Genomic DNA, 17,863 nt, shown 5'->3' with positions numbered 1-17,863 from the left:
CCCGCGCCCCTCCCCCTTGCCCCCCCCGCCGCCCCCCCCCCCCCCGGGGGCGGCCGCCTGTCCCACCGACCCGCGGTGGGGTACGCCGCCCCCCCCCACTCCCCACTCCCCCACCGGTCCGCCCTACTCGACGCCGAGCGCCTTGCCGTACACCGCGGAGCTCCGACGGACCGTCATGCCCACCCGCTGGTACAGCGACAGCGCCCCCGTCTCCGAGTGCGTCCACAACGTGCACGTGCGGCGGCCCTCGCGGTAGAACGCCCGGAACGACGCCTGCAGCAGCGTGCGGGCGATCCCCCGGTTGCGGTGGTCCCTCCGGACCGCGACCCGCTCGACGTACCCCTCCCCGGTGTCCGGGACGTCCAGCGCCAGCACGGCGCCGACCATCTCGCCGCCCGCGAACGCCACCTGCGAGAGCTCCGGCGCGAACGAGTCCAGCTCGACCGTGTGCCGGGCCCACTCCTCGTAGGACTTCCGCCGCTTCTGCCACTCGTCGAACGCGTCCTCGGTGAGCCGGTACGCGGCCCGCTCGTCACCGGGCCGGAAGCAGCGCAGCGTGATCCCGGGCGGCGGACCGGCCACCACGGGTTCGTCGGTCATCTCGATCTCCAGCAGCCACTGGGTGACGAACGGCTCGTACCCCCGCGCGCGCAACAGTTCCACCGCCCCCCGATCGCCGTCCGAGACCGTCTGGCTGAGCCGTTCACCACCCATCTGCCGTGCCCGCGCCTCGGCCCAGCCCAGCAGGGCGCTCCCCAACCCCCTCCCCCGGTGCTCGGGGTGGACGTCCACCGCACTGCGCCGGCCGCCGTGCACCCAGGCCCGGCCGGCGAGGCGCTCCGCCGCGTCGTACACCAGCACCGTGTCGAGGGCCGGGTCGAGGCCGGGCAGGGTGAGGTCCGCGGCGATGCGGTCGGGTTCGGTGTCCGGACAGCCCAGGACCTCGCGCTCGCGGGCGGCGACCAGCTCGTAGATCGCGGGGGCGTCGGCGACGGTCGCCGCGCGCCACGCGTAGGAGGCCGGGAACAAGGACGAAGACGGATCAGCCATGAACCGACTCTGTGCCAACCGATCACGTGTTGTCGACCCGAATGCAACATCGCACCGAAATCCGCCGATCACTCGGGAAGTCGGCCCCGCCGACTTCCCACTCCGGCGCCTCCACCGGCCGTGACCTGCCCCCCGGAAGGTCGTTGCGCCGGGCGTGAAGACGACCCGAGCCCTCGCCCTCCTCGCGACCGCCCTGTTCACCCCAGGCCTCGCGGGCACCGCCCACGCCATCACCCCCGTCCCCGTCGCCGGTCTGCGGCTCACGGTGGCGCACGGCCCGACACCCGCCGCCGGCACGCCGCACGTCGTCACCCTCGGCTGCCCGCCGGACGCCGTCACCACCCACCCCGACCCGTTCACCGCCTGCCGGCTGCTCGACTCCGTCGACGGCGACCTCTCGCGGCTGGACGTCGATCCCGGCGTCTGCACCGACCTGTACGACCCCTACACCGTCACCGCCACCGGCACCTACCAGGGCCGGCGGATCGCCTTCCAGCACACCTACGGCAACCACTGCGTCCTGCTGCGCACCACCGGCGCGTTCTTCGACTTCTGATCCCGACCCCGTCGACAGCCGGGGAGAGCGGACCTGGGATGCTCTCCCCGGTCGTCGATCGCACGGGAACCGGGGGGAACGGGCATGGAGAACGGGGAGATCGGGGCGCTCCTGCGGGAGCGCGACGCGCGGGCGTGGCGGCGGGCCGAGGGCGCGTGGGGCCGGGGCGTGCACCTGCTGGGACTGCTGGCGCTCGGCGCGTGGCTGTGGGCGGTCGGGCTCGCCTTCGTCCCGGCCACGCACGAGTTCCCGGACGGCACCGCGGTGGACTGCGGCTCGCCGATGTTCTACGAGTACCGCGGGGGCCGGGAGTACACCCACTGCGCGGCCGTCACGGGCGGTCGGATGCGCGACGCGGTCGGCGTCGGGCTGGTGACCCTGCCGCTCTCGGTGGTCTGGCTCTGGCGGACGGTCGGCATGCGCCTGGAGCGGATCGAGGGCCGGCTCTGAGCAGACCGGTCACCGCCACCCGTCAGCCCCCGTCGCCGGATCCGTCGCCACCGCTGCTCACCTGACGGCGCTGGGCCTTCTGGTAGCTGCGCACGGCCCGCCCGGCGCCGACGGTGGCGGCCGCCACGGCCCGGGTCCAGCGGGGGCCGCCGCGGTCGGCCCACACCACGCAGACGCAGCCCCCGATGGTGAGGGCCAGGATGCCGATCAGCACCGCTCCGATCATGTCGCCCGTCTCCGTTCCTCGTTCTCGTACGGTCGATGGTGGTGATGCTCCCAGGCGGGGCACCGGTTCCACCACCTTGGCGGGCCGGGCCGGTGTTTCGTACGGTACGCACGGGACGCCGTGCGAACACGGCGGGACGTGGACGTGGACGTGGAGGCGGCGCGCGATGAGGCACGAGCTCGGCTACGACGACATCCGGGCGGCCGCGGAGCGGATCGCGGGGCGCGTGCGGCCCGTGGCGCTCGCGCCGGGCGGGGACGGGGACGGGGGCGGGGACGGGGACGACCGGCGGTGGCTGGCCCTGGAGTACCTGCAGCACACCGGCTCGTTCAAGGCGCGCGGGGCACAGAACTTCCTCCAGGCCCACCGGGAGGCCGGATCGCTCCCGGAGGCCGGGGTCACCATCGCCTCCGGTGGCAACGCCGGGCTGGCGTGCGCGTGGGCGGCGCGGCAGCAGGGCGTGCGGGCCACCGTGTTCCTGCCCGCCGACGCGCCGGGCGTGAAGGTCGCCCGGCTGCGCTCCTACGGGGCGGACGTCCGGCTGGTCGGCGCGGAGTACGCCGAGGCGCTGGCCGCCTGCGAGGAGTTCGCCGCCGCGAGCGGCGCGCTGGCGAGCCACGCCTACGACCACCCGCTGATCGCGGCGGGCGCGGGCACCCTGCTGGAGGAGATCCACGAGCGGCTGCCCGGGCTGGACACGGTGCTGGTCGCGGTGGGCGGCGGCGGGCTGTTCGCGGGGGTGGCCGCGGCCGCCCGGGAGCACGGCGTCCGGGTGGTGGCGGTCGAGCCGGAGGGCTCCCGCGCGCTGCACGCCGCCGTCGCGGCGGGCGCGCCGGTGGACGTCGCGGTCGACTCGGTGGCCGCCGACTCCCTCGGCGCCCGCCGTGCCACCTCCCTCGCCGTGGACGCGACGCGCCACGACGGCGTGCGTTCCGTGCTCGTCCCGGACGCGGCGATCGTCCGGGCCCGGCGGGCGCTCTGGGAGGAGCGCCGGATCGCGGTCGAGCACGGCGCCGCCACCGCCCTCGCCGCCCTGCCCGACGGGCCGGACGACGCCCACGGCTACCGCCCCGCCGCCGACGAACGGGTCTGCGTCGTCCTGTGCGGCGCCAACACCGACCCGGCCACCCTCACCACCCCGGCGTCCGCCTAGCACCGGGGACCGGAAGCGGGAGCCCGGAGCCGGGAGCCCGGAGCCCGGAGCCCGGAGCCGGGAGCCCGGAGCGCCGGCGGGGCGCACGATCCGGAGCGCGCGCCTCTTCTGTCGGACGCATCGTCCGGCCGCTAGAGTCGCGCCCATGTCGACCGATACGCCGGACAACCACCCACGCCGCGGCCTGTCGTAGGCACCCGCTAACGTGTCGCCCGTCCCGCCCGCTCCAGCCCGACCGGAGGTCGCCCGTGGCCCGGCTCCACGTCCGCAGCGGCGTCAACCCCGACGACCCGGACGCGCCCGTGGTGGTGCTGATCGTCGACCCGGACGGCCCGCCCGGGGAGCGGGCCGTCGCCGAGCTGGGCTCGTACGGCTACGAGGGGGACGGCGCGTTCTTCCTGCTGCCCACCGACGGCTGGGCGGAGCACACGCTCGACGGTGGGCGGCTGACCGTCGAGGTGGCGGCGTACCCCTTCACCCTGCAGCAGATCGGTGCCGATCCGGAGGCCTTCCCGGAGCGCTCGTCCGCCGAGCCCGAAGCGGTGGTGGTGCTGCGCGCGGACGCGTCGGTCGACCCGGAGCTCTGGGCCCGGGCCGACGACGCGACCGCCGTGTTCACCGCCGGAGCGGGGCTCGCCCCGGACGAGGTGCCGGCCGGTGAGGACGCGTGGCCGCTCGTCCTCGCCCCGCCGCCCGTCGCGCGGTGACGGAGCCGGTCAGGCCCCGCTGCGCCGGAGCATCTCGTCCCGCTCCACCACCTTGACCCGCTCGCGCCCCTCGGCCGCGCCCAGCGCGCGCTCGTGGGCGTCGAGTTCGTGCCAGCCCTGCCAGGTGGTGAACCGCACCCCGCGGTCCTCCAGGTGGGCGACGACCGCCTGCGGCTCGGGCTCCACGGCGCCGGGCAGCCGGCCCTCGGTGTGGTCGGCGAGCAGGCAGGCGACGGTCTCGTTGGCGTCACCCTTGGTGTGCCCGATGAGGCCGACCGGCCCGCGCTTGATCCAGCCGGTCACGTAGACGGCCTCCTGGTGCGAGCCGTCGGCGGCGAGCACCCGGCCGGCCGCGTTGGGGACGGTGCCGGAGACCGGGTCGAACGGCAGCTTGGGCAGCTCGTCGGAGTAGTAGCCGATCGCCCGGTAGACGGACTGCACGTCCCAGTCGGTGAACCGGCCGGTGCCGCGCACGTTGCCGGTGCCGTCGAGCTCGGTGCGCTCGGTGCGCAGCCCGCTCACCCGGCCGTCCTCGCCCAGCACCTCCACCGGGGACTCGAAGAAGTGCAGGTAGAGCCGGTGCGGGCGGTCGCCGACGTCGCGGATGGCCCAGTTCTCGATGGTCGAGGCGACCATGTCGACGTGCTTGGCGCCACGCCGCTCGGCGATCGAGCCGTCGTCGTACTCGATGTCCTCGGGGTTGACGATCACCTCGATGTTCGGCGAGTGGTCGAGCTCGCGCAGCTCCATCGGGCTGAACTTGGCCTGGGCCGGGCCGCGGCGGCCGAAGACGTGCACCTCCAGGGCCCGGTTGCGCTTGAGGCCCTCGTACACGTTCGGCGGGATCTCGGTGGGCAGCAGCTCGTCCGCAGTCTTGGCGAGGATGCGGGCGACGTCCAGGGCGACGTTGCCGGCGCCGAGCACGGCGACCTTCTCGGCCTCCAGCGGCCAGGTGCGCGGCACGTCGGGGTGGCCGTCGTACCAGGAGACGAAGTCGGCGGCGCCGTAGGAGCCGTCGAGCCCGACACCGGGGATGTCGAGCGCGCGGTCGGCCATCGCGCCGGTGGAGAAGACCACGGCGTCGTAGAAGCGGTGCAGGTCGTCCAGCGTGAGGTCGGACGGGTAGTCGACGTTGCCGAACAAACGTATCTGCGGCTTGTCCAGCACCTGGTGGAGCGCGGTGATGATCCCCTTGATCCGCGGGTGGTCGGGCGCCACGCCGTACCGGATCAGTCCGAACGGCGCGGGCATCCGCTCGAAGAGGTCGATGGAGACCCCGGGCTGCTGGGCAGCGTCGGACTTCAGCAGGGCGTCGGCGGCGTAGATGCCGGCGGGGCCGGCGCCGACGATCGCGACGCGGATCGGGCGGGTCATGGCGGGGCGATCCTCCGAACGTGAACGAACGAAACAGGGCGGAACAGGGCGGAACCGGGCCGGAACAGGGCGGAGCCCGGTCCGGTCGGGGCGGACGGGCGAGGGTGACCCACTCCCACCCAACCCGGCCGGACCTTGCCACTGTAGGTGGTGGCGATCTATGACCCCATAGGCCGAACCTATGGCCGAACCGGGAACAAGACCGGCCCACCCCGCCTCCACAAGGTCCAAAAACCGACGCGGCACGGCGGCCCGGGTGCCCTAGCGTTGCCCTCGCACCACGACATGAGGTCTAGACCACAGAGTGGGGAATCATGAATTCGCGTGCACGTAAGGCCCGTTGGACCGGATCGCTGGCGGCAGCCGCGGCACTCCTGCTGACCGGGGCCGGCGCCGGGGCAGCCGCCGCCGGCCCGGCAGCGGGAGCCGCCCCGAGCAGCGCCGGCGCCACTGCCGTCGGCTGGCGGGCGCTCGGGCTGGCCGTCAGCCCGGAGGGAACGAAGGCGTACGTCGTCGCGGCCGACCGCTCCGGCCCCCGCACGCCGGTCGTGCTGCGGACGGTGGACCTGCGCACCGGCGCGGTCGTCGCCGAACTGCCGCTGGCCGAGGACGGCACCGCCGGGAAGCCCGTGGTCAGCCAGGACGGCCGGCGGCTCCACGTCGTCGTGGCGGACCGGCTGGTGACGGTGGACACGGCCGCCGGCACCGTGCTCTCCAGCACCCCGGCGCCGGACCAGACCCGCCCGGCCGGCTGGGCGCCGGGGGCGCTCACCGGGCTGGCGGTGAGCCCGGACGGGTCGAAGGTCTACGCCGGCCAGAACGGCCCGGCCGCCGACGGCCAGGGCGTGCTGCCCGGCCGGATCCTGGTGTTCGCCGCCGACCGGGGCGCGTTCACCGGCGCCCTGCCGCTGCGCGGCCACGGCGTGAACGGGCTCGCGCTCCAGGCGGGCGGCGCCGCGGCGTACGCCGCCACCGACCTCGGCGTCGAGCACCTCGACACCACCACGCCGGTCCCGACCGTGCTGCGCCCCGTCGAGCGGCTCGGCGCCGCGACCGAGTTGGCCGCCTCGCCGGACGGCCTGCGGGTGTACGCGCTCGGCGCGCAGGCCTCCGCCGGCACCGGGTACGCCGTCAACACCGTCACCGACGTCGCACGGCCGGTCTTCACCTTCGCCAACGCGCCGGCCGACCTCCACTACGTGGCGGTGAGCCCGGACGGCGGGCGCCTCTACCTGCTCAAGGACAGCTGGACGCCGCAGGCCTCGGTACTCGCCTACGACACCGCCACCGACGCCAACCTGCCGGGCGAGACGCTCACCGGCTTCGGCCTGGACGGCGTCTCGGCCGCCGCCGTCGCCCCGGGCGGCCACGCCCTGCTGCTCGCCGGGATCCGCGGCGACGGCTCCTACCTGAGGACCGTCGCGCTCTGATCCCCGGCGGCCCCCTCCCCCTCCCCCTCCCCGACGGGCGGAAGGGGAGGGGGCCGACCGCGCTCCTCGGTTCAGCGCAGGCCCTGCACCGCCGGTGCGGTGGAGCCGCCCCGCGACGCACCGTGCGCGACGGGGCCCGGCGCTCCCGGCCCACGAGGCGCAGCCGCCGGAGCTGCGGCGCCGGCGGTGAAGCGCTCGTCGCCCTCGGCAGGCGGCCCCGCACCCGACCTCCACGGCAGCTCCCGGATTCGCCCCCTCCCCGCCGCCGCACCACCGTCGAGCCCCGGGGGGGGATTGCCCCGGCCGCATCCCGAAGGTGCGTCGGACCGGCATCGGAGCCCCCCCCTCGACTGCCCTTTCGGGCAGCGAACGAGGACCCCGGGAGGCAGTCGCACCGCCCCTTCGGCCGGACCGCCCCGATCACCCGCCCTGCGGGCTCCGGCGCAGGTCACGGCCGGTCGTCCACCGACCGACGGTGCGCCAGAAGGGGTTCGCCCGCAGAGGGTTGACACCGGAAGTTGGTCTAGTCCACCGTAGGGGCACACCGCATTTGACGAGGCCGGAACAGTCGGCGGCACTCCTTGCCGGACGGAAATCCCTTTCCCGTCCCACCACTCCCCCGGGGCCACGGCCCCGCACCGCCGTGCCCCGAGGCCCGTCCCTCCACCCGGCGCACGGCCACCGACCGACCCGACGCCCCGACCCGAACTTGGAGTGAGATGCCGAAGCCCGACGGGTACCTCTTCCGGGCCGCTTCGGAACGCCCCTACTTCAGCAACGACGGCGAGTCCTACCTCGCCGCCACCGCGCTGAAGGACATCCGCAAGCAGCGCCCGCTGCGCGTGCTGTCCGAGGAGCAGTTCACCTTCTGGCAGACCTACGGCTACGTCGTCGTTCCCGAGGCGATCCCCGCCGAGGCCGCCCGCAAGCTGCTCGACTTCGCCTGGGAGTTCCAGGGGCTCGACCCCGAGCGCCCGGAAACCTGGTACGAGGAGCGGGAGTTCCGCGACGAGCTGGACCGCCACCTGCACATCTACGGCTTCGTCGAGGCCTACCAACACCAGCTCATCTGGGACAGCCGGCAGACCCGGCGGGTCTACGACGCGTTCGTGGACGTCTGGGACTGCGAGGAGCTCTGGGTCACCCTCGACCGGCTCAACCTCAACCCGCCGAACACCGGGAACCGCGACCGCGCGCTGATCGAGCCCACCGACGAGGGCTTCGACATCGAACTGCACTGGGACGTCGACTCCACGGCCGGCATGCTCCCGCAGCGTGTCCAGGGCATCATCGCGCTCACCGACACCGAGCCCGACCACGGCGGCTTCCAGTGCAACCCGGAGCTGTTCCGCCGGTTCAACACCTGGCAGGCCGCCCAGCCGGCCGGCCGCGACCCGATCCGCCCGGCCGTCGACCGCACCGAATACCCGGTCGTGCGGCCCGAGTTGAAGGCGGGCGACCTGCTGATCTGGAACGGCATGCTGGCCCACGGGGTCGCCGCCAACACCTCCGCGAGCGGGGTGCGCTCGGTCCAGTACCTGTCGATGATGCCCGCGCTGGAGGAGCACCGCGAGCTCCGGGAGTCGCGCGTCGACTCCTGGCGGCACCTCTCCACGCCGACCTGGAACCGCACCCTGGTCGGTGACCACCGCGAGCACGAGTCCTTGCGCTACGGCCCGGCCGAACTCACCGATCTCGGAGCCAAGTTGCTCGGCCTGGCGGCCTGGCGCAGCGCCGGGGCCGATCCCGGTGACGCCACTCGGGCGGCCGGAACCGCCGAGGCCACCGAGGGCGGCGAGGCGTGAGCGGGGGGACCACCGTGCGCGACATCTGCCTCGCGCTGCCCACCAACCGGTTCTGCACCCCGGCCATCACCGCCGTCGGCGAGGAAGCCGTCTGGGCCGCCCGCGAGTTCGGCGTCCGGGTCCATCTGCTGATCCTCGACTCGGCGGAGGCCGCGGACCGCATCGAGCACGCCAAGGCGGTCGCCGAGCTGCCCGCGACCCCCGGCGTCCTCGTCCACCACCTCGACGAGGAGCAGCAGCGCGCCTTCCTGCGCGCCGCGATCGACCGGGCCCGCGCCGAGGATCCGGCCCTGGCCGCCGCCGCCGACGCCGACCGCTTGCTCGGACTGATGCTGCCGGACGCCGTCTCCTACGGCGCCTGCACCAACCGGGCGTTCCTGCTCGCCGCCGCCCTCGGCTGCTCCTCCGTGCACCGCCGCGACTCCGACAGCGCCTACCAGCGGCTGAACGGCGAACCGGTGTACCCGGTCCACCACGAACTGCGCTCGATCGGCCGGCGGGCCGCCGACGCCGCGCCCGGCGTCACCCACCACACCCTCGACCCGGTGCACGCGCAGAAGCCCGTCGCGCTGGTCGGCAGCTCCTTCGTCGGTGAACTCTCCGTCGACCTCGGCGAGATCCGCGCACTCGACCCGGCGTGCTACGAGGAGGTCGTCGGCCTGTGGGCGCGCACCGGCTCCACCGCCGAGGAGCGCCGCGAACTGGTCGCGGACTCCTTCGTCGGCAGCGGCACCGACCCGTTCACGCACGACCGCGCGGTGCTCGACCTGCCCGACATCTGGCGGATAGACATGTGCAACATCGCCCTGGACCGCGAGGTGTACGAGCGGGTGCCGCTGCCGCCCGCGACCGACACCATCGGCAGCGACTACCTGCTGCACCACCTGGTGCTGCACGCCGGACTGCCCGGGGTCACCCACAACCGCAACGTCATCAACCACTACACGCCCGAACGGCGCACCGACGCCGGGTTCACCGCCTACCAGCTGCGGTACACCAAGTTCCTGCTGTCGATGCTCTACCTCTACCCGGTGTACGACGCGCTGGAGGAGGCGGGCGGGTCGCTGCTCGACGCGGAGCACCACCTGCGCCCCGCGACGGTCGCCCGGGCCGCCCGGCGGGCGGCCGGGGCGGACCGCTCCGAGAACCACCGCCGGCTGGCCGTCCTCGACCGCGCCTACCGCGGACTCGGCGGCCGGTACGCCACGTTCGCCGACCACCTGGCACCGCTGCGCGCCCGGCTGCTGGACGAGGCGCAGGCCGACATCGAGGCCTTCGCGCTGCTCGTCGACGCCTGGACGCCGCTGGTCCGCGCGGCCCGCGCCACCCCGCCCCTCGCACCCCTCCCGCCCGGCTCCCCGGCCGGGGCCGGCCGGAGCGCCGCCCATGCCTGACGACGGACGCCTGCGCGCCGCCCTCGCCGCCGCCGAGGACGACCGGATCATCTTCGACCTCGACGGCATCGAGGCCCAGTACGACGCCCTGCTGAGCGAACTGCCCGGCATCGACGTCCGGTTCGCGATGAAGGCCTGCCCGGTGGACGAGGTGCTCGACTGCCTGGCCGCCCGGGGCGCCGGATTCGACGCGGCCGGGCCGCAGGAGATCACCCAGGCGCTGCGCACCGGCGTGCCGGTCGGACGGATCCACTACGGCAACACGGTGAAGTCCGACCGGCAGATCGCCGAGGCGTACCGGCTCGGTGTGCGCGACTTCGCCACCGACAGCCTGGCCGACGTCGCCGCGCTCGCCGAACACGCGCCCGGCGCCCGGGTGTTCTGCCGGCTCGCCACCACCGGCGAGGGCGCCCTGTGGGGGCTGAGCCGCAAGTTCGGCTGCTCGCCCGAGGACGCCGTCCGGGTGCTGACCGCGGCCCGGGACGCCGGGCTGATCCCGGCCGGGCTGTCGGTGCACGTCGGCTCGCAGCAACTCACCGTCGAGGCCTGGCAGAGCGCGCTGGACACGCTCGCCGTGGTGATCGAGGAGACCGCCCGGCAAGGGATCCTGCTGCAGCACGTCAACCTCGGTGGCGGCCTGCCCGCGCTCGGCGTGCTCGACCGGCTCGGCCACCCGCTCCAGCCCCCGGTCGACAAGATGTTCGCGGTGATCCGGGAGGGGATGGAGTACCTGCGCGAGGTCTCCGCCGGGCCGCTGGACTTCCTGCTGGAGCCGGGCCGCCACCTGGTCGCCGACCACGGCGCGATCCGGGCCCACGTCACCCGCTTGACGGAGCGTCAGCAGCTCGGCGGGGAGCGGTCGCACTGGCTCTACCTGAGCTGCGGCAAGTTCAACGGCCTGTACGAGATGGACGGGCTGCGCTACCGGCTGGAGTTCCCCGCCCACGCCGGGGCGCCGACCGTACCCGCCGTGATCGCCGGCCCCACCTGCGACAGCGACGACGCCTACGACGAGGGCGCCGGCGTGCCCGTCCCCCGGGACGCCGCCTCGGGCGACCCGGTGTGGATCCTCTCCTGCGGGGCCTACGCCACCTCCTACACCACACGGGGATTCAACGGCTTCCCACCGCTCCCCCACAGCTGCGTCCGGGCGGGCCGTCCGTCCGGCGCACCCGGCCCCGAGAGAGACCCGCAGTAGATGTCCGCGCACCACACCGCCGAGCAGCACCCCACCCTCCTCGACGACCGCCCGTTCGACGACCGCCCGTTCGGCGGCACCCGCCTCGACGGGGGCCTCCTCGTCCGCCCCCTCGCCGAGGCCGACTGGGCCGAGATCGTCCCCCTGGAGGCCCGCGCCTACGCCGCGAGCGGCCTCTCCGAGGGCGGCGGGACGCTGCGCTCGCGCCACCGGGCCGCCCCCGACTGGTGCTTCGCCGTGGAGCACGAGGGCGCGTTCGGCGGCTACCTGCTCGCGCTGCCCTACCCGCTCGGCCACTGCCCCGACCTCGCCCGCGCGGAGTCCCCGGCGGCCCGCACCTCCGGCAACCTGCACGCCCACGACCTGGTCGTCACCGAACGGCTGCGCGGCCGCGGCCTCGCCCCGCGCCTGCTCACCTTCCTCGCCGACACGGCCCGCGCGCGCGGCTACGCCACCGTCTCGCTGGTCGCCGTGCGCGGCAGCGAGGTCCTCTGGGCCCCGCTCGGCTACCGCCCCGACCCCGGGGTGGAACTGCCCGCGAGCTACGGCGAGCAGGCCGTCTACATGGCGATGTCCCTGCGCTAGGGCGTGTCCCGGCCCCCCCGGCGGCACACCTCCCCGCAAGCGGACTCCCCCGCAGCGGACTTCCCCGCAACGACCTCCCCCCACAACGATCGGGCTCTGATGCACATGCTCCGCGTGCGCGACGACTTCCTGCGAGCACACCTGGCCGTCGCAGCGCTGTTCTGCTTCCTCGGCTTCCAGTACGCGACCTGGGTCTCCCGCCTCCCCGCCCTGAAGACCCGGCTCGACCTCGACGACGGCCGGATCGGCCTGCTGCTGATGGTCTGCGGCATCGGTGCCGCCGTCTCCTTCCCACTGGTCGCCTCGCTGATGAAGCGGTTCGGCTCCCGCGTCCTCGCCACCGTCTCCGCGATCGGCCTCGCGCTGGTCCTGGCCGGCCTCACCCTGGCGCCCAGCTACCCCGTCCTGCTGGTGGTGGCCTGCCTCGACGGCGTCGCGGTCGGCTTCCTGAACGTCGCGATGAACGCCCAGGGCGCCGCCATGGAGGTCCGCTTCCAGCGCACCGCGATGTCCAGGCTGCACGCCACGTTCAGCGCCGGTTCCCTGCTCGCGGCCCTGCTCGCCTCCGGTGTCACCGCCGTCACCACCACGCTGTCCGCCCACTTCGCGATCGCCGCCGCCGTCCTCGCCCTGCTGCTGCTCCTCGCCCAGACCGGCATGCTGGCGGACGAGCCCGCCAAGGCCTCCGAGCCCGCCGAGGCCGCCGAGGGCGCGCCCGAACCCGCCGCGGAAACGCCCGCGAAGCGCCGCGGCATCCCGCTCCCCTCGCGGATCACGGTCTGGATGGGCCTCGCCATGGTCTTCGGCACCGTCACCGAGGGCGCCATGAACGACTGGTCCGCCCTCTACCTGGAGAACGTCGTCCGGGCCTCGCACCAGCTGGCGCCGATGGGCATTGCCGTGGTCTCGGTGATGATGGTGCTCGCCCGGCTGTTCGCCGACGGCTGGCGCACCCGCTTCGGCGACGGCCGGATCGTGCGGGTCGGCAGCACCGTGGCCGGGCTCGGACTGGCGCTCGCGCTGCTGGTCGGCGGCGTGGTGCCGACCCTGATCGGCTTCGCCTGCGTGGGCCTGGGCGTCGCCGCCGTCACCCCCTGCGTCTACGTCGCGGCCGCCCGCCAGGGCTCCGACGCGCTCGCCCTGGTCGCCGCCACCGGCACCACCGGCCTGCTCGCCGGCCCCGCCCTGATCGGCTTCATCGCCAACGCGAGCAGCCTGGTCTGGGGCATGGGCGTGGTCGCCGCCTCGGCGGTGGTCGTCGCGCTCTGCGCCACCCGGATCCAGTGGCCCTCGCTCGACGCGGCCCCCGACGCCCCGACCGCCGATACCCCAACCGCCGACGCCCCGACCGCCGACGCACCCGCCCCGGACGGCCCGGCCCCCGCCGGCGCCACCCTCGGCCAGGCCTGACGGCCCGGCCCCGGCGCCCCCGCGTCCGTTCCGGTGCGGGGGCACCGCCCGGAAAACCCGTCGCCCGCCCGCCACGGCCCGGCATACGCTCACCGGATGACCACGCGCACCTTCCGCATCACCGTCTGCGGCGTCTTCGACGGCCTCACCCCCGAGCAGCACGCCGAGCTGGCGTCCCGCGCCGCCGAGCACGACATCCTGTTCGCCGCCTTCACCCCCGAGGGCCACCTCAGCTACGACCTGGACGCCCGCGCCGTCTTCACCTTCCGCTACCAGGACTCCGGCGAGGCCGAGGAGGACATCCTCGACGCCACCGAGCGCGCCGAGGCATCCGCCCGCGCCTGGCTCGACGGACGCGGCTACGGCTACAAGAACCTCCGTTCCCAGGCCGAGGACCTCTCCCAGGCCCCGCTCGGCAAGCGCCAACGCCGCGCGGCCCGCGAGGTCTAGCGAAAATCCGCTGCACCGCGCCCACCGCCCCGGCAGACTGCGGGCGTGACCCTGCCGACCCCCCTCGCCACCGAGTTGCTCGGCCACCCGCCGGGCACCCGCCTGCTGCTCCTCAACTGCGACGACTTCGGCCTCAACGAGGACGTCAACCTCGCCGTCGTCGAGGCGGTCGAACACGGCGTCGCCGCCTCCTGCAGCCTCATGACCGGCTGCCCGGGCTCCGCGCACGCGCTGCGCCTGCTGCGCGAGCGGCCCGGGCTGCCGTTCGGGATCCACCTCACCCTGGTCTGCGACACCGACGTGCCCGGCCACCGCTGGGGCCCGCTCGCCCCGGCCGCCGCCGTCCCCTCGCTGCTCGACCCCGCCGGGCGGCTCTTCCCCGCCACCCCCGAAGGCCGCGCCCGGCTGCTGGCACGGGCCCGCACGGCCGACGTGGAACGGGAGTTCCGCGCCCAGATCGAGGCCGCCACCGGCCCCGGGCTCGACCCGACCCACCTGGACTTCCACTGCCTGGCCGACGCCGGCCGCCCCGACCTCCTCGACCTCGCGCTCGCGCTCGGCGCCGAATACGGACTGGCCGTGCGCATCTGGCTCTCCCCCGCCCTGGAACGCCTGCGCGCCCGCGGGCTGCCGGTGGTCGACCACCCCTTCCTGGACAGCTTCGCCGTCCCGCTCGACGACAAGCCCGCCCACTACGCGCGGCTGCTCGCCGCGCTGCCGCCGGGTCTGACCGAATGGGCCGTCCACCCCAGCCTCGGCACGCCCGCCACCCGCCCCGGCGACGGCGGCTGGCGGGTGCGCCGCTCCGACCTCGCCTTCCTCCTCGCCCCGCGCACCCGCGAGCTGCTCGCCGAGCACGGCATCACGGTGACCGACTACCGCCCGCTGCGGGCCCACTGGCCCGGACCGGTCGCCCACGACACCGGACCGTCCGTGTCCGGATCGTTCAAGACCCCCGCCCCCGGGCCGCCTACGGTCGAGCCATGACCCGCACCGCACGCCTCACGCCCACCAGGCTCGACGCCGCCGCCGACTTCCTCTGGACCTCGGGGCGCGTCCTCGAACAACGCCGCTTCGCCCACCTGTTCGGCGCCCGGCCCGATTCCGTCGGCGTCCTCGCCGCCCTCGGCGCCCACTGCGCCCCCGGCGGGGGCTTCGCCTACGGACTCGAACCGGACGTCCGCGGACCGGCCCCCCAGCCCATCGCCGTCCCCGCCGCGCTCCTCGCCCTGGAGGAGGCCGGGGCCCTGGACGAGGACCGCGCCCGGCCGGTCTGCGCCTGGCTGGCCGAGGTCTCCGCACCCGACGGCGGCGTGCCCGTCGTCCTGCCGAGCCTGCGGCCCTACCCGCGGCCGCCGTTCCTGCCGGTGCCCGAGGAGGGCGCCGAACCGGTCGGCGAACTGCTGTCCACCGGGCAGATCGTGGCCCCGCTGCTGCGCCAGGGCATCGACCACCCGTGGCTCACCGCCGCCACCGCGTTCTGCCGCGCCGCCGTCGAGAAGCTCGGCGCGCCGCACCCGTACGAGGTGGGCGCCGCGCTGCGCTTCCTCGACGCCGCCCCGGACACCGACTGGGCCCGGAGCGAGGCGGCCCGGCTGGGCGCGCTCGTCCGCGAACAGCGGCTCGTGCTGCTCGACCCGGCCCGGCCCGAGGAGGCCCGGACCGCCCCGGGCTACGCGCCGGGCGAGCACCACCTGCCGCACGACTACGCCCGCACGCCCGACAGCCTGGCCCGTTCCTGGTTCACCGACGAGGAGCTGGACCGCGGCCTCGACCACCTCGCCGCCGCCCAGCAGCAGGACGGCGGCTGGCCGATCAACTGGGCGCGCTGGTCGGCGAACACCGAGTCCGAGGCCCGCCCCGGGGTGACCCTCCAGGCCCTGCTCACACTGCGCGCCTACGACGACGCGCCGGACTCCTGACCCCGGGCCCCACCCGGCCCGGCCGCCCGTCGGCCCAGCAGCGCTCCCGGCGGCATCCCCGCCCACCGGCGCACCTCCCTGGTGAGGTGCGCCTGGTCGGCGTACCCGGCCAGCGCCGCCACCTCCGCCAGCCCCGGCCCCGCACCGCCCCCGCCACCGTCCGCCTCCCCCGTTGCCGGTCCGGGCGCCGACCGCGCGCAGGCCAGCGCCCGCTGGAAGCGCAGCACGGCGTGCAGGGTCTTCGGCCCGTAGCCGACCGCATCGGTCACCCGACGGCGCAACTGCCGCTCCGAGAGCCCCAGTTCGGTCGCGAGCTCCGGCAGTCGCGCCCCCTGCGCGCGCCCCAGGGCGACCACCGCCCGCTCCACCACCCGATCCGGCTCCCACCCCGGCACGAGCGCCGCGACGAACGCCTCCAGCTCCGCCGCCGCCTCCCGCGGACCGCCCGCCCCCGCCAGCCGCTCCCCGAGCCGCTCCGCCGCCGTCGCGCCGGCCACCTCGGCCAGCGGCACCTGGAGGTCGCGGAGCTCCCACGCCGGCCTCGCCCCCAGCAGCAGGCCCGCCGCGCCGGGCCGGAACCGCACCCCCGCCAGTTCCGCCCCGCCCCGGACCGGGACGCTGCGGGGCGCGAGGTCCGCGCCCACCACCTGCAGCCCCTCGTCCGACCACACCAGGTCCACGCACCCGTCCGGCACCACGAGCTGCTCGTACGACGGCCCCGGGGCGTGGTGCCGCGTCCAGAGGCAGGACACCTGCCGCCCGGGCGCCACCGCCGGCCGCCACTCCGTGTACGCGGACACGGTCACCTCCCCGCTCCCGGCCGCCCGGGCCGGCGTGCGCCGTCCTGCGCCGAGAAGGTCGGCACACGGCCTCCTTGGCAGCTCCCGATCGGCATGCCATTGTCAATCATCACGTCAGATCCTTTACTCCCCAGGGGAGTTGTGGCGATCGACGCCGGATGCCGAGTCGTCGCGCGCTCCCGCGGAACCCAGGTCAGCACACTTTTCACCTCCGGTCATCCCCACCCCCCCCACATCCAGCCGACCGACCACCAGCGGAGAACCTCATGCCGGACCTCGATCTCAACCTGCTCGTCGCCCTGGACGCCCTGCTGGAGGAGGGCAGCGTGACCGGTGCCGCCGAACGGCTGCACACCTCGGCCCCGGCGATGAGCCGCACGCTCGGACGACTGCGCCGCGTGCTCGGCGATCCCCTGCTGGTCCGGGCCGGCCGCGGACTGGTGCCGACGCCTCGCGCGGTGGAACTGCGCTCCGAGGTCCGCGCCCTGGTCAGCCGGGGCCAGGCCCTGCTGATACCGCCCGCGGCCGCCGAACCCGCCGAGCTCAGCCGCCGGTTCACCCTGCAGACCGGCGACGTCCTGCTGACCACGATCGGCGCGGCCCTGCTGGCGGCGGTCCGCGCCCAGGCCCCGGCGGTGACGCTGCGCTTCCTCGGGGACGACCTGGAGGGCACCAGCGCGATGCGCGACGGCGTGATCGACCTGGAGGTCGGCGTCACCGACCAGCTCGACCCCGAGACCCGCACCGAACCCCTCACCACCACCCGCCTGGTGGGCATCGCCCGCACCGGACACCCGCTGGCCCACGGCGCGCCCCCCACCCTGGAGGAGTTCGCCGCCGCCGATCACCTCACCGTCTCCCGGCACGGCCGGGGCCCCGGGCAGGTCGACCAGCGTCTGGCCCAACTCGGCCTCGCCCGAAGGATCGTGGCCAGCGTACCGAGCTACCCGGCGGCGCTCTTCCTGCTCCGCGACACCGAACTCGTCGGCCTCGCGCCGGCCCGGCTCGGCGCCCCGGCCGCCGAGGCGCTCGGCCTGGCCACCTTCCCGCTGCCGGTCGACCTCCCCGAGGTGGTCCTGAGCATGGCCTGGCACCCGCGCAACGACCAGGACGCCGGCCACCGCTGGCTGCGCGACCTGGTCCGCGGCGTGGTCGCCACCCACACCGGCCCGGCCCGCCCCGCGCCGGCCTTCCCCCGCCCCGACCCCGCGCTCACCGTCCCGCGCCCCGCGCTCTCCGCCCGCTGACCCGCGGGCGGGACCGCCCATCCCACGGGCCCGGCTGCGCGAACGGCGGGGGGCCCCCCGCGCCACCCCCGGGGGGGCCCGCCGCCCCACCCCCCCCCCCCCGGGA

General features: G+C 75.4%; 18 protein-coding genes. 14 read left to right on the top strand and 4 right to left on the bottom strand.

Annotated features, from left to right (window positions below):
- Positions 1 to 123: 123 nt before the first annotated feature.
- Positions 124 to 1,050, bottom strand: a complete 927-nt coding sequence (locus ACFXAM_RS22885; protein WP_380294066.1) for a GNAT family N-acetyltransferase — start codon at positions 1,048 to 1,050, stop codon at positions 124 to 126.
- Positions 1,051 to 1,204: 154 nt separating this feature from the next.
- On the opposite strand from ACFXAM_RS22885, the gene ACFXAM_RS22880 reads away from it, so the two are divergent.
- Together ACFXAM_RS22880 and ACFXAM_RS22875 are read left to right on the top strand one after the other, a co-directional pair.
- Positions 1,205 to 1,606, top strand: coding sequence for an SSI family serine proteinase inhibitor (locus tag ACFXAM_RS22880; protein ID WP_380294065.1), 402 nt, complete (start codon positions 1,205 to 1,207; stop codon positions 1,604 to 1,606).
- An 84-nt stretch (positions 1,607 to 1,690) separates the two neighbouring features.
- On the top strand, positions 1,691 to 2,056 hold the full coding sequence (locus tag ACFXAM_RS22875; protein WP_380294064.1) for a hypothetical protein: 366 nt from the start codon (positions 1,691 to 1,693) through the stop codon (positions 2,054 to 2,056).
- Positions 2,057 to 2,078: 22 nt separating this feature from the next.
- On the opposite strand, the gene ACFXAM_RS22870 is transcribed toward ACFXAM_RS22875, so the two are convergent.
- Complete coding sequence (locus tag ACFXAM_RS22870; protein WP_380294063.1) at positions 2,079 to 2,282, bottom strand: hypothetical protein; 204 nt, start codon at positions 2,280 to 2,282, stop codon at positions 2,079 to 2,081.
- A gap of 166 nt (positions 2,283 to 2,448) precedes the next feature.
- Between ACFXAM_RS22870 and ACFXAM_RS22865 the strand changes: the two genes are divergently transcribed.
- Together ACFXAM_RS22865 and ACFXAM_RS22860 are read left to right on the top strand one after the other, a co-directional pair.
- Complete coding sequence (locus tag ACFXAM_RS22865; RefSeq protein WP_380294062.1) at positions 2,449 to 3,435, top strand: threonine/serine dehydratase; 987 nt, start codon at positions 2,449 to 2,451, stop codon at positions 3,433 to 3,435.
- Positions 3,436 to 3,683: 248 nt separating this feature from the next.
- The gene (locus ACFXAM_RS22860) at positions 3,684 to 4,142 is read left to right on the top strand and encodes a hypothetical protein (RefSeq protein ID WP_380294061.1); all 459 of its coding nucleotides are present in this window, start codon (positions 3,684 to 3,686) and stop codon (positions 4,140 to 4,142) included.
- Between the two features lie 9 nt (positions 4,143 to 4,151).
- On the opposite strand, the gene ACFXAM_RS22855 is transcribed toward ACFXAM_RS22860, so the two are convergent.
- Complete coding sequence (locus tag ACFXAM_RS22855; RefSeq protein ID WP_380294059.1) at positions 4,152 to 5,516, bottom strand: FAD-dependent oxidoreductase; 1,365 nt, start codon at positions 5,514 to 5,516, stop codon at positions 4,152 to 4,154.
- A gap of 314 nt (positions 5,517 to 5,830) precedes the next feature.
- On the opposite strand from ACFXAM_RS22855, the gene ACFXAM_RS22850 reads away from it, so the two are divergent.
- The 9 genes from ACFXAM_RS22850 to ACFXAM_RS22810 all read left to right on the top strand — a co-directional run bounded on the left by ACFXAM_RS22850 (position 5,831) and on the right by ACFXAM_RS22810 (position 15,710).
- Positions 5,831 to 6,946, top strand: a complete 1,116-nt coding sequence (locus ACFXAM_RS22850; protein ID WP_380294057.1) for a hypothetical protein — start codon at positions 5,831 to 5,833, stop codon at positions 6,944 to 6,946.
- 719 nt (positions 6,947 to 7,665) lie between these two features.
- The gene (locus tag ACFXAM_RS22845; protein ID WP_380294055.1) at positions 7,666 to 8,751 is read left to right on the top strand and encodes a phytanoyl-CoA dioxygenase family protein; all 1,086 of its coding nucleotides are present in this window, start codon (positions 7,666 to 7,668) and stop codon (positions 8,749 to 8,751) included.
- A gap of 14 nt (positions 8,752 to 8,765) precedes the next feature.
- The gene (locus ACFXAM_RS22840; protein WP_380294089.1) at positions 8,766 to 10,145 is read left to right on the top strand and encodes a DUF6271 family protein; all 1,380 of its coding nucleotides are present in this window, start codon (positions 8,766 to 8,768) and stop codon (positions 10,143 to 10,145) included.
- A complete protein-coding gene (locus tag ACFXAM_RS22835; RefSeq protein WP_380294053.1) occupies positions 10,138 to 11,343 on the top strand; it encodes a type III PLP-dependent enzyme in 1,206 nt (401 codons plus the stop codon). Before ACFXAM_RS22840 ends, ACFXAM_RS22835 begins: the two co-directional genes overlap by 8 nt.
- Complete coding sequence (locus ACFXAM_RS22830; protein ID WP_380294051.1) at positions 11,344 to 11,928, top strand: GNAT family N-acetyltransferase; 585 nt, start codon at positions 11,344 to 11,346, stop codon at positions 11,926 to 11,928.
- A gap of 105 nt (positions 11,929 to 12,033) precedes the next feature.
- Positions 12,034 to 13,338, top strand: a complete 1,305-nt coding sequence (locus ACFXAM_RS22825; protein ID WP_380294088.1) for an MFS transporter — start codon at positions 12,034 to 12,036, stop codon at positions 13,336 to 13,338.
- Positions 13,339 to 13,434: 96 nt separating this feature from the next.
- Positions 13,435 to 13,788, top strand: a complete 354-nt coding sequence (locus ACFXAM_RS22820; RefSeq protein WP_380294049.1) for a DUF6204 family protein — start codon at positions 13,435 to 13,437, stop codon at positions 13,786 to 13,788.
- A 45-nt stretch (positions 13,789 to 13,833) separates the two neighbouring features.
- A complete protein-coding gene (locus ACFXAM_RS22815) occupies positions 13,834 to 14,775 on the top strand; it encodes a ChbG/HpnK family deacetylase (RefSeq protein WP_380294047.1) in 942 nt (313 codons plus the stop codon).
- A complete protein-coding gene (locus ACFXAM_RS22810; protein ID WP_380294045.1) occupies positions 14,772 to 15,710 on the top strand; it encodes a hypothetical protein in 939 nt (312 codons plus the stop codon). Before ACFXAM_RS22815 ends, ACFXAM_RS22810 begins: the two co-directional genes overlap by 4 nt.
- Here ACFXAM_RS22810 and ACFXAM_RS22805 read toward each other — a convergent pair.
- Complete coding sequence (locus ACFXAM_RS22805) at positions 15,686 to 16,510, bottom strand: DUF6597 domain-containing transcriptional factor (RefSeq protein ID WP_380294043.1); 825 nt, start codon at positions 16,508 to 16,510, stop codon at positions 15,686 to 15,688. The two genes, ACFXAM_RS22810 and ACFXAM_RS22805, sit on opposite strands and share 25 nt — an antisense overlap.
- A gap of 266 nt (positions 16,511 to 16,776) precedes the next feature.
- On the opposite strand from ACFXAM_RS22805, the gene ACFXAM_RS22800 reads away from it, so the two are divergent.
- Entirely contained in the window at positions 16,777 to 17,757 is a 981-nt protein-coding gene (locus tag ACFXAM_RS22800) for a LysR family transcriptional regulator (protein WP_380294041.1), read from the top strand.
- Positions 17,758 to 17,863: the final 106 nt, after the last annotated feature.

Source organism: Kitasatospora sp. NPDC059462 (assembly GCF_042749955.1).
In the GTDB taxonomy this organism is placed as follows: Bacteria; Actinomycetota; Actinomycetes; order Streptomycetales; family Streptomycetaceae; genus Kitasatospora.
The sequence above is the reverse complement of the archived record's forward strand: the minus strand, read 5'-3'. Positions and strand labels throughout refer to the sequence as shown.

What these genes read in the sequence shown, in the direction of transcription:
- ACFXAM_RS22835 (WP_380294053.1), top strand. Translation starts at nt 10,138, where the DNA reads ATGCCTGACGACGGACGCCTGCGCGCCGCCCTCGCCGCCGCCGAGGAC.
- ACFXAM_RS22850 (WP_380294057.1), top strand. Translation starts at nt 5,831, where the DNA reads ATGAATTCGCGTGCACGTAAGGCCCGTTGGACCGGATCGCTGGCGGCA.
- ACFXAM_RS22810 (WP_380294045.1), top strand. Translation starts at nt 14,772, where the DNA reads ATGACCCGCACCGCACGCCTCACGCCCACCAGGCTCGACGCCGCCGCC.
- ACFXAM_RS22875 (WP_380294064.1), top strand. Translation starts at nt 1,691, where the DNA reads ATGGAGAACGGGGAGATCGGGGCGCTCCTGCGGGAGCGCGACGCGCGG.
- ACFXAM_RS22885 (WP_380294066.1), bottom strand. Translation starts at nt 1,050, where the DNA reads ATGGCTGATCCGTCTTCGTCCTTGTTCCCGGCCTCCTACGCGTGGCGC.
- ACFXAM_RS22820 (WP_380294049.1), top strand. Translation starts at nt 13,435, where the DNA reads ATGACCACGCGCACCTTCCGCATCACCGTCTGCGGCGTCTTCGACGGC.
- ACFXAM_RS22845 (WP_380294055.1), top strand. Translation starts at nt 7,666, where the DNA reads ATGCCGAAGCCCGACGGGTACCTCTTCCGGGCCGCTTCGGAACGCCCC.
- ACFXAM_RS22870 (WP_380294063.1), bottom strand. Translation starts at nt 2,282, where the DNA reads ATGATCGGAGCGGTGCTGATCGGCATCCTGGCCCTCACCATCGGGGGC.
- ACFXAM_RS22865 (WP_380294062.1), top strand. Translation starts at nt 2,449, where the DNA reads ATGAGGCACGAGCTCGGCTACGACGACATCCGGGCGGCCGCGGAGCGG.
- ACFXAM_RS22855 (WP_380294059.1), bottom strand. Translation starts at nt 5,516, where the DNA reads ATGACCCGCCCGATCCGCGTCGCGATCGTCGGCGCCGGCCCCGCCGGC.
- ACFXAM_RS22825 (WP_380294088.1), top strand. Translation starts at nt 12,034, where the DNA reads ATGCTCCGCGTGCGCGACGACTTCCTGCGAGCACACCTGGCCGTCGCA.
- ACFXAM_RS22830 (WP_380294051.1), top strand. Translation starts at nt 11,344, where the DNA reads ATGTCCGCGCACCACACCGCCGAGCAGCACCCCACCCTCCTCGACGAC.
- ACFXAM_RS22800 (WP_380294041.1), top strand. Translation starts at nt 16,777, where the DNA reads ATGCCGGACCTCGATCTCAACCTGCTCGTCGCCCTGGACGCCCTGCTG.